The organism is Aeribacillus sp. FSL K6-8210 (assembly GCF_037963925.1).
Taxonomy (GTDB): Bacteria; Bacillota; Bacilli; order Bacillales; family Aeribacillaceae; genus Aeribacillus; species Aeribacillus composti.
Genome location: NZ_CP150172.1, coordinates 3,638,684 through 3,663,022, shown reverse-complemented (window position 1 = coordinate 3,663,022; position 24,339 = coordinate 3,638,684). Strand labels below are relative to the sequence as shown.

Here is a 24,339-nt window from a genome sequence, read left to right as displayed (position 1 = left end):
GGAAATGGCTAAATATCGGTCGATAAAAATTGTGAAGGGCAGCGGCGGTTTTGGCGGACCGCTCATCATTACACCGACGGAAAAAAGAAATAAAATTGTTTATATTACCGGAGGAGCAAAGCCTGAAATTGTAGACAAAATTGCTGAACTGACAGGTGCCGAGCCGGTCAACGGTTTTAAAACATCAGTACCGGATGAAGAGATTGCGCTTGCAATTATTGATTGCGGCGGTACATTACGCTGCGGCATCTATCCGCAAAAACGCATTCCAACTGTCAATATTATGCCAACAGGAAAAAGCGGACCGTTGGCCCAATATATTACGGAAGATATTTACGTTTCAGATGTGGGGTTGGATCAAATTCAGCCCGTTGAAGAGAGTGCTAGAGAGGCGGCTCCGGCTGAAGAAAAAATTCCGGAAGAAAAACCTGAAAGAGAGTTTAAATATAGCAGTGATAAAAAGATTTCTGAAACAATGGCAGCAAGCTCCAATAAAAACTTATTAACGAAAATTGGACTTGGCGCAGGAAAAGTCATTAGCACGTTCTATCAAGCAGGACGTGAAGCAGTGCAAACAATGATTAACACGATTATTCCGTTCATGGCTTTTGTATCATTGCTGATTGGAATTATTCAAGGTTCAGGAATCGGAAACGTATTTGCTAAGATCATGTCGCCGCTGGCTGGCGATATATGGGGATTGCTCTTAATCGGGTTTATCTGTTCATTGCCATTTTTATCACCTTTGCTTGGACCTGGAGCAGTAATCGCTCAGATTATCGGGACGCTGATTGGAGTGGAAATTGGCAAAGGGAATATCCCGCCAAACTTGGCGCTGCCAGCATTGTTTGCCATCAATACGCAAAACGCCTGTGACTTTATACCTGTAGGTTTAGGACTTGCAGAAGCGGAACCTGAAACAGTAGAGGTCGGTGTACCGTCCGTCCTTTATTCAAGATTCTTAATCGGGGTTCCAAGGGTGTTTGTCGCTTGGCTGGCAAGCTTCGGACTTTATGATTCGTAAATTTGTAATTATAACATCATGAGTTTTGTAAAAATCTGACATATGGGAGGGAAGGCACAACCGTAACAGGTTTGTGCCGACTTTATGACAATCATTTATAAGAATAAAATAAAAGGAATCGGAACAATGGCCGATCATTTTTTGAAAGAGAAAATGATTATTTTATTTGGTAATGAAGCTCCACAGGATCTGAAAGATTTTTGTTATGTCATTGATGTCGTAAAGGCGGAAGGAGTAATTCAAGCTGGACAGAAGCTTTATATTAATAATGAAAAATTTGAAATCACGTCTGTCGGCGATGCTGTGCAAAGAAACTTAACAACATTGGGGCATATTACTTTGCGCTTTGACGGATCGACAACACCGGAACTGCCGGGCACTTTGTACTTGGAAAATAAAGATATCCCTGAAATTGGATTGAATACCGAAATAAAGATTGCAAGTGAATAAAAATTTTGATATTTTCCATTCATCATTGGCTATTCATCCGACTTTTTTCAATAGGAGGGAAAAATGAGGCTGAATAGATTTAGTGAATGAAACATATACATAAAAGATTTTTTGCAGCTTAAATGGATAAACTGTGAAAGATTTAAGTGAAACAAGTAAATAAGACAGCAAACCGGGCACCCATTTTTTGCCCGGTTTTTTTGGCTTTTTAATTCTTTCTCTTAACAGCAGTTTGCTTGCCGGCAATAATTTATGATCACTACGCCTTGACAACATTGAAAATAAGAAAAAGTCACGCCAGTTGTCCGGAATCATTTTTCTAATATGGAAGATTTGAGGCGCAATTAAATTGGCAGAATTAGTAAGAAAAATTCCAAATCTTCTTTGGTTAGATGGGATTTGTTCACTGTCCATTCAAGCCAACTCAAAGATTATGATGATCTGCAGGCGGGAGCTTAAGATGAAAGGAAAGATTGGACAAAAAGTCCAGCTGGCACTAGTGGTTGAATACTTATAAGTATGGAACGGTTGAAGGAGAACTTTTGCCTGCTTACTTTATCACTTTAACACAAGAAATGAATGAAGGAATTAGTGAGTGTATCTAATTACAACTTAAATGCGAGCGCCGGAAAATAATCAATACTTGTGAAGGCTCGAGTTATTTAGGAAATATATATTTTCAAAAATTAATGGATTCCGCCGAGAGCTCCCAAATTTTTATAGTAAAGGAGGACTAAGGCAGCCATTCTAAAAACATCAATGCTTCAAATTGAAAAAATAGGCGGGCATTCACCTTCTTTTTGATTCAGGAAAAAAGTTTCCAAATTTGTAACTGAGAGCAATTTTTTTTGCGTGATAATATTTTTATATTATAATAATTATAACTTAATAATAGATAAAGAGGTGTTTCCCATGTCTATTTATCAATTTGAAGTAGAAAAAGCAAACGGCGAAAAAGTTTCTTTAGCAGAATTTAAAGGTCAAGTGCTCTTAGTGGTGAACACCGCTAGTAAATGTCGATTTACATACCAGTTTGAAGAACTGCAAAAGCTATATAAAAAATATCATGATCAAGGTTTTGAAATACTAGGATTTCCATGCAACCAGTTTGATCAACAGGAGCCGGGAACAAGCGATGAAGCAGCTTCTTTTTGCCAATTAAATTATGGCGTTACATTCCCGATGTTTGCAAAAATCGACGTGAACGGAAAAAACGCTCATCCATTATTCGAATATTTGAAAAATGAGGCGCCGTTCCGCGGATTTGATGAATCGAATACGGCAGAAAAACTATTAAAAATCAAACTAGCGAATGAATACCCTGAATGGCTGGTTGGCAACGATATTAAATGGAATTTTACAAAATATTTAATTGGTGAAAACGGCCAAGTCGTGAATAGATATGAACCATGGGACGAACCGATTGATTTTGAACAAGATATTCAGAAATTATTGAAAAACTAACTTCCGGTTGAATCGTTTTTTCATTCGACCGGATTTATTTTATGTATAAGAATGCTAGCAAGAAGCTGCTAGTTCTTTTGCCTGTTTCGGACCTAGATCAACATGTAAAAAAGAATTTATGAATTTTAATGTTCAAGCAGATTTCCCCTTTTCCATTGAAAATAAGGAAGGGGGTTATTTATAGGAAATGGCGTAAAACCCCTATGGCTTTAGCCTAGGGGATGTAAGCTCTAATGACCTTGTTCTTGAATATATTTTTGGATAATCTCTTTGCTTACATTTCCAATACTACAAGAAAAATATCCATCACTCCAAAAGGTTCTTTCTTTCCAAAAATGTTGAGAAAGATATTCGTTATGCTTTTGCCATATTCGATAGGTTGTAAGTTGCTTCAATAATCTAACGATTTCAAGAATGCTCCATTTCGGAGAATAACGAATCAAAATATGAATATGGTCTTGGTCTATTTCTTGCTCGATAATTTGCCAACCATAACGATTAGATATAGATTCGATTTCGGTTTTAATATCATCACCAACTTTTAATAATAACTTTTTTCGATACTTACAAACAAATATCAAATGGCACAAAAGTAAATGCTTACTGTGATTTTCAGAAATGTATTCCATTATTTTTCTAAACCTTTACGAATTAATTCGTAAACTGCAACTGAAAAATTTTTAATATTGTTCTTTTTTTTGTACTCTTCGATTCTTGTTACTAAATCGACAGGAAATTTAATTAATTTTGGTATACGTTCCATTTTACAATCCTCCTCGGTATATACTATTGACATATATTTTAATTAAGTATATACTTTTAGTATATATTAAAGGAGGTGAAAAATCAATGATTGTAAATAAAGCATATAAGTTTCGGCTCTATCCGAACAAAGAACAAGAAATATTAATTAATAAAACCTTTGGGTGCTGTCGATTTGTATTTAATCATTTTTTAGCAAAATGGGATAATACTTACAAAGAGGCAGGAAAAGGTTTAACTTATAATTCTTGTTCTGCTCAGTTAACACAATTAAAAAAAGAATTAACTTGGCTAAAAGAAGTGGATAGTATTGCACTTCAATCGTCATTAAAAAATCTTGCTGACGCTTATTCCCGTTTCTTCAAGAAACAAAACGATAAACCACGTTTTAAGTCCAAGAAAAATCCTGTTCAGTCTTACACGACAAAGTATACAAATGACAATATTGCTATTGATGATAATAAAATCAAGCTGCCTAAACTTGGATGGATTCGTTTTGCAAAGAGTCGTGAAGTAGAAGGTCGCATTCTCAATGCAACAATTAGACGTAATCCAAGTGGAAAATATTTTGTATCCATTCTTGTAGAAACAGAAGTTCAGGAATTACCTAAAACTGACTCTGCTGTTGGCATAGATGTCGGCTTGAAAGAATTTGCTATTCTTTCAGATGGAACGATTTACTCTAATCCTAAGTTTTTTCGAAGATTAGAAGAAAAATTAGCAAAAGCACAACGGATTCTATCAAGACGTAAAAAAGGTGGTTCTAATTGGAACAAACAACGAATTAAAGTTGCTCGTATTCATGAAAAAATCACAAACGCTAGAAACGATTACTTGCATAAAATCTCCACCTATATTGTCAAAAACCACGACATTATCGGGATGGAAGATTTGTCTGTAAGTAATATGTTAAAAAATAACAATCTTGCTAAAGCAATTAGCGAAGTATCATGGTCACAATTTAGAACGATGTTAGAATACAAAGCGAAATGGTACGGAAAGCAAGTTGTTACCGTATCGAAAAATTTTCCATCCAGCCAGCTTTGTTCGTGCTGTGGCTACAAAAACAAAGACGTTAAAAATCTTGCATTGCGTGAATGGGTGTGTCCTAATTGTCATACCCATCATAACCGAGATATTAACGCAAGTTTAAATCTTCGCAAGGAAGCCTTGCGATTAACCGTAGGAACTACGGGGATAGCCTAATCAATTAGAGTTCGGTAGAACTCTGTACTTAGGAATCCACTACGGCTTTAGCCTAGTGGTAGTTCAATTTTCAGTAAAGAGCTTTGGTATTTAATATGAAGCGCGTCAATTTACAGTACCTTATCGGCCGGTTGGCGATGGGGATTTTTGATGTAAAATTAGCGTGAAATCAGCGGCCGTACTACCGGATCTATATTTGTTATTGCCTTACATGTTACAAATGGAAAATAAATTGGCAGCCTCTCTTTTACAAACCTTTTTAAAAAAACATATAATATGTTTATACAGTTCTAAATTTTCCAAAGGGTATGGCAAAAATGGGGATTTGGTTAAAGTAAGCGTCTGCACTGCAAGGACTGAAATAAATCACATAACTTTTTTTTTCGCTTTGTATCAAATTTTAAAGTCGGGGGTTTTAAGCGGTTTATTTGGTTTGTCAAAACAAAGGGGGAGTAAAAATATGGAGCTTCGCAAGCAAAATTATGAAATCATCCCGATTATCGTCGATGTTCCGTCTAATTTAAGAACGATCAACTTTTTTTTAGTGAAAGCAAAAGAATCCCTTGCTTTAATAGATGCTGGTTTGGATCATGAGGCTTGTTGGAATGCATTGTTGGAAACGCTGCAAAAAAACGGGTTGGCTTTGCATGACTTAACCGAAATCATTTTAACTCACAACCATATAGATCATGTCGGATTAGTGAATCGAATCATTGCGGATCACCCCATTCAAGTTTATGCCCACAAAAATGCGATCCCGCGCTTAAAGAGAGACCGCCAATTTCTTGAGATGAGGGTGGAGTTTTTTTCTAAATTATATGAGGAAATGGGATGTCATGAAGCAGGGAGAAAGCAGGTCGATTATTTAAAAGAATCGATTGTGAAAAACAGAAAACTTGCTATCCAAGCGGAGATCATTCCAGTCGAGAGCAGCCATTTGGATTTTCAAATTGTCGAGGTGCCCGGACATGCTCCGGATCAAATTGCGCTGTATGATCCAAAGCATCGTTGGATGATTTCAGGTGATTTGCTGATTCAGCATATATCCAGCAACGCACTTGTCGAACCCGATTCTTTTGGACGGCGGATGCCGACTTTACTCCAGCATAAACATTCTTTAGAGAAAGTTTCGGATTTGCCTCTCGATCTCGTATTTCCGGGACACGGCGTATTCATTCAAGACCCGAAAGATTTAATAAATAAAAGATTAAAAGGGATTGAGAAAAAAGCAGAAAAAATTATGAATCTCATTTTAAACGGGGTAACAACCGCGAGCGGTCTAGCCCAAGCCTATTATGGAAATAAGTATTCGGAGCAGTTTTCGCTTGTGATGTCTGAAATTATAGGACATCTAGATTATTTGGAATTAAACGGAAAAATTAGAAAGGAGATGGAAAAAGGAGTTTGGCATTATTCCATTTATAAAGAATAATAGAAGGTTTTTGATTGGCTGTTGACGATGAAAATTTTTTCTTGTATTTCGCAAGCTGCAAAAGTAACAAAGTTTCATTGTTTGCAAGCATGATACTAATTATTGAGGTATGAGGAATGATGGGAAGAAAAAGGAGAAAAGATGCACCTTTAATTAAAAATATTGCAGAGCACAAGGAGTGGCAGAAAAAAGATCGTATTCGGACATCTCTTACTCTTTTGCAGAATCAGGAAAAAATCCGCCAAAACACGAAGTTTTATTATGATCCAGAAAAAGATAAAAAAGATATAGAGCATTATTACAAAAATGTCATCGGAAAAGAAATCAAGGGGCTGAACCTATTTTACCATTATCATAATCTAGTGAAAAAAACACATAAAAATCAGCTGCCGTATTTTATATGCAAAGATCATTATTTGTATACGTGGGTCGATTTGCAGCCGGATGGAACAGTGAAAAGCATCTATTCTGGCGAAAAAAGCGATCCTAGCCGAATCATACAAGAAGATTTCGAAATAATTCAAAAAAGATATGAGCAATTTCAAGCTCTTTTAGAAATAGTGAGCAAAAAGGACATTTCTTTATTGAAAAAGATGAAAAGCATTGACTTGCGTTTAAAATATAATACAGAACATATTGTTCCGCAGTCTTGGTTTCACGCACGGGAACCGATGAAAAGCGATTTGCATCATTTATTTGTTTGTCATCCGGAGTGCAATGTCAAACGATCCAATTATCCTTTTCATGATTTTTCTTTTTATCAGCCGGAATCGCCAAAAGAAAAAATCCGCAATCGCTGCGGAGTTGTCAAAGACGGCCGATTCGAACCGGAACATGGCAAAGGTACTGTTGCGAGAGCAATGATGTATTTTTTATTGCGATACCCGAATGAAATAAAAAAAAGCAGCCTTAAACAAATTAATCTTTCTTTACTGATTCACTGGCATGAATCGTTTCCCGTTTCCATCTATGAAAAGCATCGGAACCAATCGATTTATTATATACAGGGAAACCGCAATCCTTTTATAGACTTTCAAGAGTTAGCGTATAAAATAAAGTTTCCGTTTCATATTGGATCATGTGGCGTCAAGGAATCGTGAAATCATAGACTATAGGAACATACTTAGAGCACCTCGTTTTGCAAAATAATCACAAGAAGAGCCGTTCTTTCGAAATACCGATTGTAAAGCTCCTGATTTTTCCTGTTTAACTCTGAGCTAAAATTTCAAGATGCTCTTTCCATACAAGATGACGGTCAATGGCAGCTTGCGGTCAGAAGCATTTCGGATTTTGTTTGTCTCTGTTTATTTGCAACCTGCTGATCCGTAATGGTTGCTGGTCGGCGATTTATAATGAAGAACAGCCGAATGTTCGTTCGTTTGAAAAATTGGCTATATTTCTGTCATTCAGACAAACTCCCTAGTTTCGAGGAAAACAAGGGAGTTTTTGTGTGCATATGCTTATAATGATTGACTTTTTCCCTTAGGCAACGCTTCACTATCTGCTTGCTCTTGTTTGTTCGTAACTAAAGTACGATCATTGATATTATATTTGAAATACGTTACTTTTGATTTTGTCACATCATAAGTGTGAACACCAGAATTCGGACCGAAAGAACAAAGACACATGGTTAATTCCCCCTTGTAAATGCATGAACGGCTTCGCGCTGAATTTCTGATAATCTTCTGCTGAGCTCATCTGATTCACTGCTTCGAAGATTTTGTTCTAATTGCTTTAACAAGTTCATTATTTGATCAACAGATTGTTGATCATGACCACTTCCATTCTTCGGATTACTAATGTTATTGGCATTGTTCATATCTCGGAGCACTTTATAAGGCTCGCGGTTTAACAGAAGACTAGTCACATCAGGTCGTGAATAATGTCCGATGGCATCGTGCCAATGTGCCATATCAGCAATTAATTTCATATCAACTTCAGCGTACAAAATACCTTCCTTTCCTTTTAAAGGACCGGATAATATGGAACCACCGGGTGCGATAATCGCCGTCCAGCCCCCTCCAGGCTTTAGCCACTCTTTTTGATAATCAGTCTGTGTTAACTTTTCCACATTGTCCTTGTCGACTGTACTTTGACAATTGATAACAAAACATCCGCCTACTTGAGCATGATAACGCGCAGATAGTTCAGTAGACATATCAAATAATGTATCCCAACCCGTTATACTTGAAAATCCTACCCATACGGCACAATGCAGCTGGGAGCGTTGTGCGATAAGGGAATGACGTACCAAATCCATAGTATGCTCCCAGCAGACCAGCCCGCTCATTCGTCCCAGCTCTGTGTCATAAACATTTAGATAACTTCCATCTCCCATGCCCCAATGAACACGCTCAACATGAGTCGGCACCAATTTCCTGTGTTTGCCAAAAATTTTCCCTTTATTATCAATAAATAAAATTGTGTTATAGCATGTTTTGCCATCTCGCTCTGAAATACCAATAACGACATGTATATTATGTTTTCGTGCAGCTTCACATAAAGCATCAGTTGTTTTACTAGGTACTTCTACAGAATTGAGAAACCATTCCTTAAATAGTTCATGATACCACATTGGTGTTCCTAATCAGATGTGATACGGATAGCCAGGAATATAAGACTCAGGCAATACAACTAATTGAGCCCCTTGTTTCGCCGATTCTTCAATTAGCGAAATAGCTTTTTCCAAGCATTTTTCCCTGTCATATAAAATCGAGGAGGCTTGTACGGCAGCAACCGTGAATTTCTCATTTAAAAAATCGCTCATCAGCTAATCCCACCCCATAGAATTTTTAATTATAAGAATAATTAGAATATACAGTAAATTTTATTTGAATTCAATAAAAAAATGACGTTTTTTATACGAATGAATAATAAGAATTTGTATTATGATTCATATATCTTTCCTTAATTTATGATAAAATATGGATTTTCTATAATTATATTTTAAAATTTAGATAAAATTTTAAATATTTTTCATTATGTTTCTTTTATGAAATTATAAATAACATTATGTAATTGTGTTAGTATATTAGCTGATTCCTAACAAGACGGTTAAGAAGAGCTCGTACATCCAAGGACATTCGATTTTACAGTAAGTGTCAAATGAATCCCGTCTTATCTTTTCCGGATGGACAGTTTTTTCGTCGCTGTTGATTACAAGCGACTGGGTAAGATCTTTGACCTTGTACTTCTTTATATTCTAAATCCTTGTTGGGAAGTCTATAGATAAATTAAATAAGTAATTGGATTTAAATCCATTTACTTGATGCAGCATCCATTTCGGACTGCCTTAATGCCTGAAAATGAGATTTATCAGAAGGGAGGATGTCATTCGTTCAGAAGGTGTCCTTAATATTTGATAATAACGAGAACAGATCAGTTCATCCCAAAATTGTAAAGCGAAAATTCAAAAAAAGGAATGAAAGCGTAATCAATTTTAGGAAAAGTGGCCTAAAATTGTGCTTAGAAAGGAGGTACAAATGCTACTAGACATTCGAAGCAATTGTCTTTTGAAAGAAGTAATCAAAAATCCAAACATTAGTAGCAATGAACTTGCTCAAAAATTCAACTTGAGCAAGAGACAGATCAATTATAGTTTTTCCAAGATCAATGATTGGCTTTATGAACAAAATTTCCCTCAGATTGAAAGGACAAATCACGGCTATTTTGTTGTAGATCCGAGTTTACTAAAAGTATTGAGTGAAAAGGAAAATACTCAATCAGTCGATTTTTATGATTTATCGAAACTGCAGCGCGTCCATTTCATTATATTGATGATTTTAACGAGAATGGATGCCTTATCGTTGGCTCATTTCACATCTGAACTAAAAGTGAGCAAGAATACCGTTATTGACGATTTGAAAAAAGTAAAGGATATTGTCGAACAACACGGCCTTGAATACAAGTATTCAAGAAAATATGGATACGTCATTGAGGGAGACGAATTTCAATGCCGGAAACTGTTAATCTCTATCACGAACAGCATCTGGACAGCAGATCAAGGAAAAGAAAAGATCATTCAGATTTCGCAATTATCTGTAGATGAGTTAGAGGAATTTAAAAATCGCCTCGAAAAAGTGGAGGCATCGTTAAATCTGAAATTTACAGACGAAAAACTTGAGTTAATGCCTTATATTTTAATTTTTATTTTAAGAAGAATACGGAAAGGCCATCATATCGGTTCTTTTAACCTTAATTATAATGAGATTTCCGGCACAAAAGAATACTTGGCAACGGAAGAACTTTTGCATGATTTTCCAAATGTTTCAGAGGAAGAACGGCTCTTTATTACTCTGAACTTGCTGACAACGAATGTTTATTGGTCTAAAGAGGAGATTGATAAAGAAATTCCTGAATTAAAAAGCGCGCTAAGTCAAGTGATCGACAACTTTGAAAAAAATACGTTCATTTTTTTGAAGGATAAAGAGCAGCTTCTTCAAAAGCTCGTCCTTCATATGAAGCCCGCCTATTTTCGAATTAAATACAATTTAACTGATACAAATGATGTTCTTGATGATATCAATAAAAATTTCAAGGAATTGCATCATCTTGTTAAAAAATCGGTTAAACCGCTGGAAGATTTAATCGGTTCAGCTATTCCGGAAAGTGAGATTGCTTATTTAACAATTTTAATCGGCGGGTGGCTTTCCAGGCAGGGCGACAATATTAGCCAAAGAATGAAAGCCATAGTTGTCTGCCCAAAAGGAATATCAGTTTCCAGATTGATGTATGGGACGCTAAGAGAACTGTTTCCTGAATTTATTTTTCTTGATTCATTGTCTGTGCGCGAATTCCAACAATATGAAATGGATTATGACATTGTCTTTTCTCCAGTTTATTTGAAAACAAATAAAAAGTTCTTCCTTGTAGATCATTTTATTGGTGCTGAAGAAAAAAGACGATTGCGAAAAGAAGTGATGTCTGACTTATATGGGTTTGTACCTGAAGTAATAAATGTTGAAGAATTAATGGGAATTATTGAAAAGCATGCTGTCATTAAAAATAAAAAAGAGCTTTACAATGCGATTCAAAGCTATATTCACCAAGGCTCTAACAACAAGTTAGAAAATCATTCTATTAAAAATCCGAATTTATGCGATTTAATTACTCCTTCAACGATGATATTCCGCCATTCGGTTCGTAGTTGGGAAGAAGCGATTAAACTGGCGGCCCAGCCTTTGCTGAAGGATAAAAGCATTAAAGAACAATATGTTGAAGCAATGATCAAACATTGCCAATCAGATCCTTATTTTGTCATCAGTGAACATGTAGCCATTCCACATGCTTCACCTGATGAAGGAGTAAATCGTTTATCGATGAGCTTATTGAAATTGCGAAAAGGAGTAGCCTTTGAAAACTATCAGTCCATTAAGTTAATCATTGTGATTGCAGCTTTAGATAAAGATCAACATTTAAAAGCATTCATGCAATTAATGAATTTAGTGAGAAATGAACAGGATTTGAATAAAGTATTGAACGCAAAAAGCATGAAAGACTTACATGAAGTTCTGAAATTATATGCACAAGAATAAAAGCTCTTTTATTAATGGAGTAGGTGATATACCAGTGATTGATTTGCATTTTGATGAATCTTTGATTTTTTGCGACTTAAAAGCGAAGGATCAGGAAGAAGTTTTGAAAGTAATGGGAAACCATCTTTACGAAAAAAACTTTGTAAAAGAGAGTTTTATAGATGCAATTATTGAGAGGGAAAAAACCTTTCCGACCGGTCTCCCAACTTCCAGTAATATATCTGTCGCCATTCCCCATACGGATTCCGTTCATGTCAATAAAAAGGCGATCAGCTTGGCGATACTAAAAGACGCTGTTGAGTTTGGAATCATGGGGGAGCAGGAGGCAAAAACTCCGGTAAAAATTGTGTTTTTATTAGCGATCGACAAGCAAAATTCTCATTTGAAAATTTTGCAAAAACTGATAAGCATCTTTCAAAACGAGGATGTCATCAAGTTTTTAACAACAGAAAAAAATAAAACATTAATCAAAACAAAAATTATAGAATGTTTAGATTTAAAGGAGATGAATTGAAATGAAGAAAAAACAAGTATTAGTCGCATGTGGTGCTGGAATTGCTACTTCAACTATTGTCAATGATGCGGTGCAACAGCTTTGCAAAGAACATAACATTGAATGTGAAATTATTCAAATAAAAATTACAGAAGTTGGTTCTTATGTGGACACGGCTGACTTATTAATTAGTACAACAATTGTACAGCAGGAGTACCCGTTCCCGGTTATTAATGCACGCGCTTTCTTAACAGGCATTGGACTGGATGAAGTGAAAAAAGAAATTTTGGAAGCGCTGAAAAATTAAACAAACGTTTGATTATTTTGGTAGGGGTTTAAGGAGGGGAAAAATATGCAAGGTTTTGTTGATGCGATACGAGCATTTTTAGATTTAGGTGCAACAGTTATTTTGCCCGTGGCGATTTTTATACTAGGGTTAATTTTCGGACAAAAACCCGGAAAAGCCTTTCGGGCCGGTTTGACGATTGGTGTTGCATTCGTAGGGATTTTCTTAGTAGTTGATCTTTTAGTCAATAATCTAGGGCCGGCAGCTCAAGGAATGGTTGATCGATTTGGAATCGAACTGAATGTTATTGATGTAGGTTGGCCGGCTGCTGCACCGATTTCTTGGGCCTCCCCAATCGCAGCCTTTATCATTCCTCTCGGATTGTTAGTAAATGTTTTGATGCTTGTGACAAAAACGACAAAAACAATGAATGTAGATATTTGGAATTTTTGGCATTACACTTTTACCGGTGCAATTGTATATACGTTATCAGGCAGTATTATTCAAGGCTTAATTGCCGCGGTATTATTCCAAATTGCTTGCTTGAAAATTGCAGATTGGACAGCTCCGATGCTTGATAAATATTTCGGGCTTCCGGGAATTTCTGTTGCAACGGGAAGCACGGTTTCATACGCAGTTCTTGGTATCCCATTGATCCAATTGATTCAAAAAATACCAGGTCTTAAAAATTTAAATGCTGATCCGGAAACGATTCAAAAAAGATTTGGGATCTTTGGTGAACCGATCTTTATGGGGCTAATTTTAGGTGTCGCATTAGGATTATTGGCTGGATATTCTGTCGGAGATACGATCGAAATCGGGATGTCTATGGCAGCAGTTATGGTGTTAATGCCGAGAATGGTGAAAATTTTAATGGAAGGTTTAATGCCGATTTCTGAATCAGCTAGAGAACTGCTTCAAAAGAAATTCGGCGCACAAAATATTTATATCGGGCTAGATGCTGCCGTTGCAATTGGTCACCCGTCCGTAATTTCAACAGCTCTTATTTTAGTACCGATCACAGTAGCAATCGCCATTATTTTACCTGGAAATAACGTTCTTCCGTTTGGGGACTTAGCTACCATTCCTTTCATTGTTGCATTTATTGTCGGTGCTGCAAGAGGAAACATTGTTCATTCGGTAATCGTTGGTACGTTGTTAATCGCCCTGTCACTGTACATGGCGACAGATTTGGCGGCGCTCCATACTGAGATGGCTGTAGAATCTAAATTTAACATGCCTGAAGGAGCGAGCAAAATCTCTAGTATCGACCAAGGTGGAAATCTGATCAATTACGTTATCTATAGAATTTTTGCGCTATTCAATTAATAGTCTCCAATATTGCAGCTTGCTGGAGGGATAAAGAAATGAAAGCTTTAGTAAAAAAAGAACTAGGATTTGGGAACTTGGAAATGGTAGATGTGGAAGAACCGAAAGTCGGACCGGATCAAGTCAAAATTTTAGTGAAATACAGCGGAATATGCGGTACGGACATTCATACGTATGAAGGACATTACAAAGTGAAAGCCCCCGTTACGTTAGGCCATGAATTTTCCGGTGTAGTAGCAGAAGTCGGGGAGAATGTAACTGAATTTCAGGTAGGAGATCGGGTAACCTCTGAAACTACTTATTATATATGCGGAACATGTAAATACTGTCAGTCCGGTGATTACAATTTATGCAGCAACAGAAAAGGGTTGGGCACGCAGCAAGATGGAAGCTTTGCAACCTATTTGATTGCACGTAAAGAAAGTGTTCATAAGCTTCCTGAAAATGTAGATTTTCTATCTGCAGCGATGACGGAGCCGCTTGCATGTGCACATCATGCAGTAAAGAAAGCTACGATTCATCAAGGTGATGTCGTTTTAGTACTCGGCCCCGGTCCGATTGGTTTATTAGTCGCTCAAGTCGTAAAAGATTTAGGAGCTAAAGTTATCATAACCGGATTAAGCAATGACAAGCTGCGGCTGGAAAAGGCAAAAGAGCTTGGACTGGATTATGCCGTAAACATTCAAGAAGAAGACGTCAAACAATTAGTCAATGAATTGACGGATGGCTACGGTGTAGACGCAGTATTTGAATGTACCGGTGCTGTACCTGCTTTGAACATGGGGCTCGATTTATTGAAAAAGAAAGGCCAATTTGTACAGGTTGGCATTTATGCAAAATCTGAAATCCCTATTGATATGGAAAAAATTATTCAAAAAGAAATTGTATTTACTGGATCTCGCAGTCAAAAACCAAGCGATTGGGAGCCGTCTTTAGCCTTGATGAATGAAAATAGAGTAAATACTAAAACGCTTGTAACACATCAATTCAACATTTCTGAATGGGATAAAGCATACGAAGCAATTAAAAGCGGCGATGCAATTAAAGTTATTTTAACTCCTGTTCATGAATAATCAGTTGTTCCCCACCGCATTTAGCAGGTGGGGATATGTCTAATGTAAGTCTTGGCAAAGGGGAAGAAGTAAAGTATTGACAAACATGTCAATAAGAAGGTGAAAAAATGATTGAGAGCATCATAGATTTTATTCTTGGACCGTATGGGAGAATGGTCAGCGACTTTTATATTGAACATCAATTTATCATAAATTCAATCGTGTTGGCGGTTGCATTTTACAAGCTTTTCAAAAATAAATCTAAAGGTGTTTGTTCGGAGCAAGCTATGAAGGTTCATAACGAAAATTAAACTATGCGGGAAAGGGAATAGGAAATGAAAGCGCTAAAACTTTACGGAAAACGAGATCTGCGGTTCGAGGATGCTATTGAACCAAGGATAGAAAATGAGAACGACGTGATCATTAAAGTAAAAGCAACAGGCATATGCGGTTCAGACATTTCAAGATATGCAAAACTGGGACCTTACGTACAAGGAATGATTTGGGGACATGAATTTTCCGGTGAAGTGGTAGAAGTTGGTCCTTCTGTCTCTCATGTAAAAGCAGGAGACAGGGTTGTCGGCTGTCCTGCTTTATATTGCGGTAAATGTGAAAGCTGCAAAAAAGGGATTTTGTCCCAATGTGAAAGCTTGCATGTTATTGGAGCCTTACAGCCGGGATCCTTTGCCGAATATGTGAAATTGCCTGGGGAAAATGTGCTTTTCATACCGGACGAGATAAGCTATGACTCCGCCGCTTTAATTGAGCCGTCATCCGTTGTCGTACACGGGCTTTACCGGACATCGTTGCAGCCGGGTGACAGCGTTGCTGTCATGGGATGCGGAACTATCGGGCTTCTCGCAGTCCAATGGGCAAAAATTTTTGGAGCAAGTGAAATCTTTGCGATTGATATCGATGATCAGAAATTAAATATTGCCAAAGAAATGGGAGCGGATTTTACGATCAACCCTCTTGAAAAATCGGCATATGATCAAATCATGGAGCTGACGAATGGAAAAGGAGTAGACATTGCTGTAGAATCAGCGGGATCCCCTGTAACATCCGCCCAAGTTTTTTCATTAGCGAAAAAGAGAGGGCAGGTTGTATTTATGGGAATTCCATACGGAGACGTCCTAGTCGAAAGATTTTACTTTGAAAAAATCGTCCGAAACGAATTAACCGTATTAGGATCTTGGAATGCCATATCGTCTCCGTTTCCAGGAAAAGAATGGAAAACGACAATCGATTGTATGAGAACCGGAAAAATAAACGCTGAGGCGCTGATCACACATCGCATCACGTTAGAGGAAGGACCGAAAATGTTTGAAAAAATTTTAGAAAAAAAAGAGTTCATCGGCAAAGTATTGTTTTATCCGGAAATTAGGCTTTAATTTTCAGCCGCTGTTTGAGCTATGCGGAAAGCCTTATTCTTGCCATTTGAACTATTGTTGCCTGCTTGGAGCTTCATTTGCAAAATATACAAATGATAAAAACAGCCGAACAAAGTCTAGCCTTCCTTATTTGGGGGGACATTCAGACTGTCGGCGAATGCTTTCATCCAGCGTCACTGGCCTCGTCCGCTCATGAACTTTTTTGGTTCGATTCGCATCTTCCCTAAAGATCAGTTCCTTGTCTGCCAAACGATTTTAAGACAGACTAAGGTGGAAAAATCGAAATGAATAGACGCTTAAAATGATGGTAGGGCTGTCCAAAAAGTCAGGGTTAACTGACTTTTTGGAGCCATTCATTTGGTACAGTCAAAATATTCCGTTGGAGAGGTGCCCAAGTTAACTGACTTTTTGGCGCTCCTTCATTTTAGGGATTTATCGGACAAACCATTTTTTCCTATCTTGTTTAATCCTTCAGAAGTCTTATGAAGGATTTTTCTGATGTTCTCTTTCTGAATTACGTTCTTCAAAAGTTTTATGATGGACATTCAGCACATACAATTGCTTCTTGTTGGACTTCATTGCCTCTATGAAGGACATTTACAAATTTTATTCGATTATTTTTGTCCTTTACAGTAGTATTTCTCCCCAATCCTTCATTTTAGGAACCCATCGGACTGTCATTTTTATATAGAGAATTTTGTTTGAATTTGCTCTGTACACCCCTTGATAGCCATCCCTGTCATTATGCAGTATGTCAATCTTTCGTTTGTTTTGTCACCATAAAAATAATGGCTCATCTTTCAATACATAAGTGCTGCGTTTTGCCTTTCCAATCCATTCAAGAGGTGTTTGTGGATTTTTGGACAGTTGGATTTCATGCTTTAACTCTTACCTTTGATTGAAAATTGCCATATCAACCTTGATTTTTATTTTGAATATTTATATTAGCGACGCTGTATAAATGAGATGTTCTTTGGATAGATAATTCAAACGTTGATCATGGATTGTTTAACATTCGATCACAATTGGTAACAGGAATTGAAAAGGGGACATTGAAGAAAAATAACATGGCAATTCAAAAAACTTCCTAGATTTTTTTAAAACAGGAGGCATTGGTTGTGAAAGTTTTTCGTTTTCCAGAAAATCCACTGATTGCTCCGGACGATGTAAAACCTTTTCACCGTGGACATGAAGTAATAGGAGTTTTTAATGCTGGTGTTGCCCAGTTGAACGGCGAAGTGCTTTTATTGCTGCGCGTTGCTGAGCGTCCTGTCTGTACTGATCCAAATGTCGTGAAAATTTCTTATATCGATTTTTCTTCAGGAAAAGGAAAGCTGAAAGAGATGGAATTGCAAAAAAATGACAAAAGATATGATTTTTCTGACCCAAGAATGATTTTTTACAGTGATTCCATGCATAGAGCTGCCTATGTCACATCTTTATCTTATTTTCGGCTTGCCCGCAGCAAAGACGGACGGAATTTCACCATTGATGATAAACCTTTCATGTATCCGGAAACTGAACGTGAAGCATGGGGAATTGAAGACCCAAGAATTACTAAGATTGGTGTATCTTTTTACATTCAGTACAGCGCAGTGTCGCCTGAAGGCATTGGAGTGGGGCTTGCCTCAACAACTGATTTTAAAACATGCAGGCGGCTAGGGTTAATTTTTCATCCTGAAAACAAAGATGTGGCCATTTTTCCTGAAAAAATTAATGGCAAGTACTATGCGCTGCATCGACCTGTACCGAAAGGAATCGGCAGACCTGAAATATGGATTGCTGAATCGGACAATCTTTTATATTGGGGAAATCATCGGCATTTGCTTAGTCTTAGCGAAAAAGGATGGGACAGCTGCCGCATTGGCGGGGGAGCAGTTCCGTTTAAAACCGATAGAGGCTGGTTGGCTATTTATCATGGCGCTGATCAAAACGACTGCTATTCTTTAGGTGCTCTGCTTCTAGACTTGAATGATCCTGGGAGAATGTTAGCTAAGACGGAGGAACCCATTTTAAAGCCTGAAGCGGATTATGAAATGAACGGATTCTTCGGTCAAGTTGTATTTACATGCGGAGCTTTGGCGGAAAATGGTACAGTTCGGATTTATTATGGTGCATCGGATCAATCGATTGCAGGTGCGGAAATTCCTCTTGAAGAAATAATGGAAAAACTTTGCAAATGTTTTGTTTGAAATAGGGCAGGGCATATAAATAATTTGCTGATCTTTGTAAATGATATAATTGACGAAATACTTTTGTTATGTAAAATAATTAAAAGAATTCTTTTGAAAAGGTAAATAATATGATGAATCCATTTGTAAAATATTTTTCCCCCGTTACACATCATTGTCAAGCATCATTGGAATTGAATATGATAAAACATCAGAAAGTCTTTGCTAGAAACAGAAATGCAAAAGTGTGGAGGGAGCTTTTGTGCGGTTGGAGAAAACGGGCATTAAGTCAAGCGCTAAGCTGCTAAAAGAATTTGAAAATGCTCCTCAGCCGATCAATCCACAAAAGTTAATTTTCAAAGGTGTAGGAAATAGGGACGTATATAATATCTCGGCGCCGTTTTTAGATGATGGGGAACTTGTCATAGCAGGTAGAGTAGAGCCTCGAAACAGCGAGCATTCAGAAGTATATTTCTTTGTAAATCGGGATGGAAAGTGGATTCCGAAAGAAGGAGCGCCGAAATTTCAGCTGCAGGATCCGTTCGTGACGAGAATTGGCGGAGATTTAGTTTTTGGCGGAGTTGAAATTTTTCCGCATCCCACTTTTAAAAGCTCACTTTGGTGGAGAACGCTTTTTTATAAAGGGAAAAATATTGCAGATTTAGAAAAATTCGCTAAAGGTCCTGAAGGCATGAAGGATATCAGAGTGATTGAATTAAAAGACGGATCAATTGGAGTGTTGACAAGGCCTCAAGGCGAGAAAGGCGGTCTCGGCAAAATTGGGTTTATCCGAATACCGACTCTTGATGATCTTAATCCCGAAAATCTCGAAAAAGCCACGCTTTTAGAGGGCCAATTTACGGATGAAGAATGGGGAGGAGCAAACGAACTGCATTTGCTTTCTAACGGTCTGATTGGTGTGCTCGGACATATAGCAAGCAAAGATGAACAAGGGAACCGCCATTATTATCCGATGGTGTTTGTATTAGATCCTGATACAATGAAATTTTCTGATATGGAACTCATTGCAACGAGATCCCATTTTTTGAAAGGCGCTGCCAAGCGGCCTGACCTTGTCAATGTAGTTTTCAGCGGCGGTTTAATCAGAAAAGGGGATGGAACAGCTGATCTATATGTAGGCACCAGCGATGCAGAAGCGCAAAAAATTACCATTGCTGATCCGTTTGTGAAGTATGAAAAATAAGGAAGATTGCAAAATAAAAGGTTCATTATCAAAAGGCGGGGGTGACAAATTTCCTTCCCGTTTCTAGGCGGATACGAAAGAAAAGATGTTCGTTGTTTCGGTATCCATCCCCCCTTTTTGATGAGTTTTATTTTATTTTTTCCAAAAGCAAATGGGACAAAGAATGCATGGAGGTGCTGCTTGGGTTGGAAAAACAGCAGGCACTTCATCAGAAGGCATAGAAACCATAAAAAAGATGGTAATGGCAGAATAGATTTGATAAACTGGTTTGTCTAGTCAACAATTACGATACTAGAGTTTTCGCTTTTTTATACCTATTAATGGAAAAATTATTCATTTTTATATTAACAACCCCAAGTATGGTGAGAAATAAAGCCCAGATTATCCACATGGAATGGAATAATCTGGGCTTTGTAATTTTCTTAAGCCTTTATTTGTACTTTATCATTCAGCTCTCTATTCGCTCCATCTTTTACAGACCAAATAGCTATGAAGCTGATCAATGCAGCGAAAATAATATAAATGGCAACAGGAATGTAGGAATTGTTAAATTCCACTAATAAAGCGGTTGCAATTAACGGTGCGGTCCCTCCGGCAACTGCAGCCCCAAGCTGATAGCCTAGAGATATTCCCGTATATCGAACTTTGGCCGAAAAAATTTCTGAAATCATTGTGCCGAGAACTGCATTCACAGATCCCCAAATAACGCCTAGGCCGATCACCGTTGCTAAAATTAATAAAAACACCGAATTTTGTTGAAGCATCCAAAAATATGGGAACGCATATAAAATAGTGAGTATAATTCCGCTAATATAAATCGTTTTTCGTCCGATTCGATCTGATAAGCTTCCGACGAGCGGAATGACGATTGTAGCTACGATAGAGCCTATCAGTACAGCATTTAATGCATCTGTATTATCAAAATTCAAAGTTGAAGTAGCATACGATACAATAAACGTACCAAATATATAAAACGGTGCAGTTTCCACGACTTTTGCACCCATCGCAATTAAAACCTCTTTCCAATGGTAGCGAAGAGTGTCTACCAATGGAATTTTAGCAACCTCTCCTTCTTGTTGAGCTTTTTTAAAGGCAGGCGTCTCATCAATTCCTTTTCTAATCCACAGCCCGAAAATTACAAGCAATGCACTTAACAGAAATGGAACACGCCAGCCCCATGACATAAATTGATCATGCGGCAAAAGTGACATAATTGAAAGGGCAAGGGTGCCTAAAATCAATCCTAAAGAAATTCCCATTTGAGGTACACTTCCAAAAAAACCTCTATTATTTTTTGAAGCATATTCAACAGCTAGTAAAACAGAGCCTCCCCATTCTCCGCCAAGAGCTAAACCTTGTATGAAACGCAACAGAGTCAAAAAGATAGGAGCCCAAATTCCGATCACTTGATACGTAGGCATTACCCCCATGCCAAATGTGGCAATTCCCATTAAGCTAAGGGTTAAAACCAATGTTTTCTTTCTTCCTAACCTGTCGCCAATATGGCTGAAAATAATTCCGCCAACAGGTCTGAGGAAAAACGCTAAAGCAAAAGAAGTATAGGCAATTAATAATCCGACTGTAGGGTCTTCATTAACAAAAAACAATTGGTTAAAAACTAATGATGCAACTGTTCCATAAAGAAAGTAGTCAAACCATTCAATCGCACTTCCTACTAAACTGGCAATCAATATTTTCCATTTACCCTTGACCATGGCTTTCTCCCCTTCTTTAAATTTTTCGTTATAAAATCGAATTGTTTAAACGCTTTCATTTTCACGAAGCTTTCAGTTCATTTAGAGCTTTGTCCGCCTCCTTTCATTTTATTAAATTTTCTGACAACAGATAAACGGGTCATCTGATGACCGGAAAATAGAAATATCTTTTTTTATATTAACATAAATGACATTTTTGTAAAAAGTATCTTTTTAAAGAAATTCCATTTCACGAATTATTTAACTAAATACGTAAAAAAAAGCAGATCATCCAACGTCCGATCTGCAAATAAAAACTAGCATCCATGACTGCTGAATGCTTTAAGAAAACGATTTGATTATTTCAGCACAATCATCAGCAGCGAATGAAATATAACAGAAAAAGCAGCTCATTGCAAAAAGAGTGCGAGCCTCCTCAGCCTGGAGCTAAAGGCTGAACTTAGAACGGCTTGAATGAATCATTATTTATCCGGGTTTCAGCAAGCAGCAGTTTAAGGACTCACATTTTATGTTTTCAAAGAAAAAAAGCGCCTCCGTGGAGAACGCTTTTTTCTTTGAAAAGATTTTTTGGAAAGGAGTGTTTCCGATGGTCAATGTTTGAAATTAGCAATTCACTTTCGCATCACTTCTTGATTTATTAAATTGGGCGGACATAATCCTTTCAGCCCCTTTATTAAATTTTCCGCCGCCAGTTTTGCCATTGCATACCGCGTTTCATAAGTTGCTGAGCCGATATGCGGTAATGTGACGACATTATTCATTTTTAACAGAGGGTGATCTTTCGGGACAGGTTCTTGTTCAAATACATCAAGCCCGGCACCTAAAATGAGTTTGTTTTGGAGCGCGTAAATAAGGTCTTTTTCGTTGACGGTCTGGCCCCTTGAACCGTTGATGAAAATGGCGCTTCGTTTCATCAATTGAAATTGTTTTAGCCCGATTAAATGCTTTGTTTCTGATGTTAACGGCGTCATAAGGCAGACAAAGTCTGATTGTTTTAGTAAGTCCTCAAGCTCGCAATAGGTGGCATGAAATTGTTCCTCTGCCTTTTGATTGCGGGATCGGTTATGATATAAAATGTTCATGCCAAAACCGAAATGTGCTCGTTTGGCAATGGCGGTGCCGATTTTCCCCATGCCAATAATCCCAAGTGTTTTATGATGAACGTCAACACCAAATAAATTTTCTCCAATTGGGGCTTCCCATTTGCCTTCTTTTACGTAACGATCTAACTCCGCCATTCTTCTAGCTGTTATAAGGAGCAGCCCAAAAATTGCATCAGCCGTTGTTTCATTTAAAACATCAGGTGTATTGGTTGCCATAATGTTTCGTTTCGTTAATTCCTGAATGTCTAAATTGTCATATCCAACGGAAATATTGCTGACAATTCGCAATTTTGGAGCTTGCTTTAAAAAATGCTGATCGATTCGCATTCCTGCGCCAATCATCCCTTCAGCGTCATGTAAGTCATGTAAGAATATAGAATGGTCTTCACTGTCGGGGTAATATTTGATCTCACATACTTGTTTCAAACTGTTTAAAATATCTTCAGGCAATTTTTTATATACTATCACCTTTGGTTTCATGTATTTATCCTCCAAACATATATTTTACATCAAGGCGGAATCTATTATGGAAGAAATTGTGCTGCACGTATTCTAAAGGTGTCTTTCATGTGAGAAAAATGGAAGTAAGCGATTGATTGATCTAAAGTTTGAGCATGGAGATTTTCCCAATTGTTATCTAGGAAAACAAAGAAGGTTATCAAGGCTGCTTGTCCACAAAACCTCTGTTGATTTTGCAATTTACCTCTTAACGGCGCGTTAATAATACAGGCTGCGAGCTTTCCCGCTTTTGGATCAGTTTCATAACATCTAATACAAGTTTGTCGGAGCACAGTTATAAATGGGCGCAGCGATTCAAACGTTTTGGACGAGTTTGTCTGTTTGCTGAAAGGATGATTTTCTCACTAGGCGATATGTCCTAGTGCCCCTGTCAGCTGAAAACAACTTAAAACCTAAAAGCGCTTTTCTCCGTAATCAGGACTTCTGGACATTTAGCACTATTTCATGCTTTTTTTTCAATACGTTTTCGGCAATTTCATGCCCTTCAATTTTTCCTCTGTGTGCTGATTGAGAAGCAGCAATTTGTCATTCATAGATTGAAAGATACTATTTTTCAAAAATCGGTTCATTCTACTAAATTATGTTAGTTCATTCGGAGGATGCATTTATGATCCACCCATATTATAATCAATCTGGATATTGATGGGATAGGAGGAATATTCATAATGAAAAAGAACTTCATAATAGGTGCAATAGCTGTTGTCTTAATACTTTTTGCTTTTGCTAGTTTTGGAGCAGCTCCGAAAAAAGCAGCAGGTCTTTCTCTTTTTCAATACAAAAGCGGCTATTTTACCAATTATGTCGAAACGCCAAGCTATCAAGAAAAGTGGACGAGCAGCACAAAAAATGTCTCCATCTCATACGGACGCATTGAAGCTTCAAGTGCAGCAAAAGGAACATTTAAGCTGTATATACAAATTAAACAAAATAATAAAGGAAGCTGGAAAACGATCAAAACGATCAATGCCAACAAAAACGGCACAACCCGTTTCGATTCACCGAAATTTTCACCAAAAGATCGGTACAGATTCAAGCTCGTTAACGAAGGAACCAAAAAGAAAGTTACATATAAATTGACATGGGCAACAACAGGATTTAAGAAGTGATGAGGAAATATATTTCTTCATCACTTTTTAGTTGATGAAAACTATCCGCCGCCCAATATGTTACGAACACAACCGTAGAATATTGAGAAAAGAAGCCA

The 24,339-nt window shown here is 37.4% G+C and carries 22 protein-coding genes and 1 pseudogene; 17 read left to right on the top strand and 6 right to left on the bottom strand.

Annotated elements, in window-relative coordinates:
• The first annotated feature begins 4 nt into the window (after nt 1-4).
• From NSQ41_RS17695 to NSQ41_RS17680, 4 genes are all read left to right on the top strand, one after another.
• Nucleotides 5-1,024: a glucitol/sorbitol-specific PTS transporter subunit IIBC gene (locus NSQ41_RS17695; protein WP_063388882.1), complete on the top strand. Its 1,020-nt coding sequence runs from the start codon at nt 5-7 to the stop codon at nt 1,022-1,024.
• Nucleotides 1,025-1,108: 84 nt separating this feature from the next.
• Nucleotides 1,109-1,474: a PTS glucitol/sorbitol transporter subunit IIA gene (locus tag NSQ41_RS17690; protein WP_063388881.1), complete on the top strand. Its 366-nt coding sequence runs from the start codon at nt 1,109-1,111 to the stop codon at nt 1,472-1,474.
• A 349-nt stretch (nt 1,475-1,823) separates the two neighbouring features.
• A complete protein-coding gene (locus NSQ41_RS17685; protein WP_339210532.1) occupies nt 1,824-1,991 on the top strand; it encodes a hypothetical protein in 168 nt (55 codons plus the stop codon).
• Nucleotides 1,992-2,386: 395 nt separating this feature from the next.
• Nucleotides 2,387-2,938, top strand: coding sequence for a glutathione peroxidase (locus NSQ41_RS17680; protein WP_339210530.1), 552 nt, complete (start codon nt 2,387-2,389; stop codon nt 2,936-2,938).
• 230 nt (nt 2,939-3,168) lie between these two features.
• Here NSQ41_RS17680 and tnpA read toward each other — a convergent pair whose 3' ends face one another.
• The gene (tnpA, locus tag NSQ41_RS17675) at nt 3,169-3,567 is read right to left on the bottom strand and encodes an IS200/IS605 family transposase (RefSeq protein ID WP_339193942.1); all 399 of its coding nucleotides are present in this window, start codon (nt 3,565-3,567) and stop codon (nt 3,169-3,171) included.
• Nucleotides 3,567-3,701 (bottom strand): hypothetical protein, encoded by a 135-nt coding sequence (locus NSQ41_RS17670; protein WP_264467635.1) that lies wholly within the window; start codon nt 3,699-3,701, stop codon nt 3,567-3,569. Before NSQ41_RS17670 ends, tnpA begins: the two co-directional genes overlap by 1 nt.
• A gap of 86 nt (nt 3,702-3,787) precedes the next feature.
• On the opposite strand from NSQ41_RS17670, the gene tnpB reads away from it, so the two are divergent.
• From tnpB to NSQ41_RS17655, 3 genes are all read left to right on the top strand, one after another.
• Nucleotides 3,788-4,906 carry an IS200/IS605 family element RNA-guided endonuclease TnpB gene (tnpB, locus tag NSQ41_RS17665; protein WP_339193944.1) on the top strand — a complete coding sequence of 373 codons (1,119 nt, stop codon included), beginning with the start codon at nt 3,788-3,790 and terminating at the stop codon, nt 4,904-4,906.
• A gap of 460 nt (nt 4,907-5,366) precedes the next feature.
• A complete protein-coding gene (locus NSQ41_RS17660) occupies nt 5,367-6,338 on the top strand; it encodes an MBL fold metallo-hydrolase (RefSeq protein ID WP_339210528.1) in 972 nt (323 codons plus the stop codon).
• 116 nt (nt 6,339-6,454) lie between these two features.
• Nucleotides 6,455-7,438 (top strand): endonuclease, encoded by a 984-nt coding sequence (locus tag NSQ41_RS17655; RefSeq protein WP_339210527.1) that lies wholly within the window; start codon nt 6,455-6,457, stop codon nt 7,436-7,438.
• Between the two features lie 360 nt (nt 7,439-7,798).
• On the opposite strand, the gene NSQ41_RS17650 is transcribed toward NSQ41_RS17655, so the two are convergent.
• A complete protein-coding gene (locus NSQ41_RS17650; RefSeq protein ID WP_157727840.1) occupies nt 7,799-7,966 on the bottom strand; it encodes a hypothetical protein in 168 nt (55 codons plus the stop codon).
• A 2-nt stretch (nt 7,967-7,968) separates the two neighbouring features.
• Nucleotides 7,969-9,105 (bottom strand): annotated as a pseudogene (locus NSQ41_RS17645) (carbon-nitrogen hydrolase family protein).
• 715 nt (nt 9,106-9,820) lie between these two features.
• Here NSQ41_RS17645 and NSQ41_RS17640 point away from each other — a divergent pair.
• From NSQ41_RS17640 to NSQ41_RS17600, 9 genes are all read left to right on the top strand, one after another.
• On the top strand, nt 9,821-11,872 hold the full coding sequence (locus NSQ41_RS17640) for a BglG family transcription antiterminator (RefSeq protein ID WP_339210526.1): 2,052 nt from the start codon (nt 9,821-9,823) through the stop codon (nt 11,870-11,872).
• A gap of 34 nt (nt 11,873-11,906) precedes the next feature.
• A complete protein-coding gene (locus NSQ41_RS17635; RefSeq protein ID WP_082829602.1) occupies nt 11,907-12,386 on the top strand; it encodes a PTS sugar transporter subunit IIA in 480 nt (159 codons plus the stop codon).
• A gap of 1 nt (nt 12,387) precedes the next feature.
• The gene (locus NSQ41_RS17630; RefSeq protein WP_063388867.1) at nt 12,388-12,672 is read left to right on the top strand and encodes a PTS sugar transporter subunit IIB; all 285 of its coding nucleotides are present in this window, start codon (nt 12,388-12,390) and stop codon (nt 12,670-12,672) included.
• Between the two features lie 45 nt (nt 12,673-12,717).
• Nucleotides 12,718-13,980, top strand: coding sequence for a PTS galactitol transporter subunit IIC (locus NSQ41_RS17625; protein WP_339210524.1), 1,263 nt, complete (start codon nt 12,718-12,720; stop codon nt 13,978-13,980).
• A gap of 38 nt (nt 13,981-14,018) precedes the next feature.
• Nucleotides 14,019-15,053, top strand: a complete 1,035-nt coding sequence (locus NSQ41_RS17620) for a zinc-binding dehydrogenase (protein ID WP_339210522.1) — start codon at nt 14,019-14,021, stop codon at nt 15,051-15,053.
• A gap of 107 nt (nt 15,054-15,160) precedes the next feature.
• Entirely contained in the window at nt 15,161-15,343 is a 183-nt protein-coding gene (locus NSQ41_RS17615) for a hypothetical protein (protein WP_339210519.1), read from the top strand.
• Nucleotides 15,344-15,367: 24 nt separating this feature from the next.
• Nucleotides 15,368-16,423 (top strand): galactitol-1-phosphate 5-dehydrogenase, encoded by a 1,056-nt coding sequence (locus tag NSQ41_RS17610; RefSeq protein WP_063388863.1) that lies wholly within the window; start codon nt 15,368-15,370, stop codon nt 16,421-16,423.
• Between the two features lie 1,118 nt (nt 16,424-17,541).
• Nucleotides 17,542-18,615: a glycoside hydrolase family 130 protein gene (locus tag NSQ41_RS17605; protein WP_339210516.1), complete on the top strand. Its 1,074-nt coding sequence runs from the start codon at nt 17,542-17,544 to the stop codon at nt 18,613-18,615.
• 241 nt (nt 18,616-18,856) lie between these two features.
• Nucleotides 18,857-19,798, top strand: a complete 942-nt coding sequence (locus NSQ41_RS17600; protein ID WP_063388861.1) for a DUF1861 family protein — start codon at nt 18,857-18,859, stop codon at nt 19,796-19,798.
• Between the two features lie 422 nt (nt 19,799-20,220).
• Here NSQ41_RS17600 and NSQ41_RS17595 read toward each other — a convergent pair whose 3' ends face one another.
• Entirely contained in the window at nt 20,221-21,513 is a 1,293-nt protein-coding gene (locus NSQ41_RS17595) for an MFS transporter (protein ID WP_063388860.1), read from the bottom strand.
• A 611-nt stretch (nt 21,514-22,124) separates the two neighbouring features.
• Complete coding sequence (locus tag NSQ41_RS17590) at nt 22,125-23,096, bottom strand: D-glycerate dehydrogenase (protein ID WP_339210514.1); 972 nt, start codon at nt 23,094-23,096, stop codon at nt 22,125-22,127.
• Between the two features lie 704 nt (nt 23,097-23,800).
• Between NSQ41_RS17590 and NSQ41_RS17585 the strand changes: the two genes are divergently transcribed.
• On the top strand, nt 23,801-24,241 hold the full coding sequence (locus tag NSQ41_RS17585; RefSeq protein WP_327848107.1) for a hypothetical protein: 441 nt from the start codon (nt 23,801-23,803) through the stop codon (nt 24,239-24,241).
• Nucleotides 24,242-24,339: the final 98 nt, after the last annotated feature.

Coding starts and splice junctions, on each gene's coding strand:
- tnpA (WP_339193942.1), bottom strand. CDS start 3,567: ATGGAATACATTTCTGAAAATCACAGTAAGCATTTACTTTTGTGCCAT.
- NSQ41_RS17620 (WP_339210522.1), top strand. CDS start 14,019: ATGAAAGCTTTAGTAAAAAAAGAACTAGGATTTGGGAACTTGGAAATG.
- NSQ41_RS17695 (WP_063388882.1), top strand. CDS start 5: ATGGCTAAATATCGGTCGATAAAAATTGTGAAGGGCAGCGGCGGTTTT.
- NSQ41_RS17610 (WP_063388863.1), top strand. CDS start 15,368: ATGAAAGCGCTAAAACTTTACGGAAAACGAGATCTGCGGTTCGAGGAT.
- NSQ41_RS17595 (WP_063388860.1), bottom strand. CDS start 21,513: ATGGTCAAGGGTAAATGGAAAATATTGATTGCCAGTTTAGTAGGAAGT.
- tnpB (WP_339193944.1), top strand. CDS start 3,788: ATGATTGTAAATAAAGCATATAAGTTTCGGCTCTATCCGAACAAAGAA.
- NSQ41_RS17625 (WP_339210524.1), top strand. CDS start 12,718: ATGCAAGGTTTTGTTGATGCGATACGAGCATTTTTAGATTTAGGTGCA.
- NSQ41_RS17650 (WP_157727840.1), bottom strand. CDS start 7,966: ATGTGTCTTTGTTCTTTCGGTCCGAATTCTGGTGTTCACACTTATGAT.
- NSQ41_RS17615 (WP_339210519.1), top strand. CDS start 15,161: ATGATTGAGAGCATCATAGATTTTATTCTTGGACCGTATGGGAGAATG.
- NSQ41_RS17585 (WP_327848107.1), top strand. CDS start 23,801: ATGAAAAAGAACTTCATAATAGGTGCAATAGCTGTTGTCTTAATACTT.
- NSQ41_RS17640 (WP_339210526.1), top strand. CDS start 9,821: ATGCTACTAGACATTCGAAGCAATTGTCTTTTGAAAGAAGTAATCAAA.
- NSQ41_RS17590 (WP_339210514.1), bottom strand. CDS start 23,096: ATGAAACCAAAGGTGATAGTATATAAAAAATTGCCTGAAGATATTTTA.
- NSQ41_RS17660 (WP_339210528.1), top strand. CDS start 5,367: ATGGAGCTTCGCAAGCAAAATTATGAAATCATCCCGATTATCGTCGAT.
- NSQ41_RS17690 (WP_063388881.1), top strand. CDS start 1,109: ATGACAATCATTTATAAGAATAAAATAAAAGGAATCGGAACAATGGCC.
- NSQ41_RS17670 (WP_264467635.1), bottom strand. CDS start 3,701: ATGGAACGTATACCAAAATTAATTAAATTTCCTGTCGATTTAGTAACA.
- NSQ41_RS17655 (WP_339210527.1), top strand. CDS start 6,455: ATGATGGGAAGAAAAAGGAGAAAAGATGCACCTTTAATTAAAAATATT.
- NSQ41_RS17680 (WP_339210530.1), top strand. CDS start 2,387: ATGTCTATTTATCAATTTGAAGTAGAAAAAGCAAACGGCGAAAAAGTT.
- NSQ41_RS17630 (WP_063388867.1), top strand. CDS start 12,388: ATGAAGAAAAAACAAGTATTAGTCGCATGTGGTGCTGGAATTGCTACT.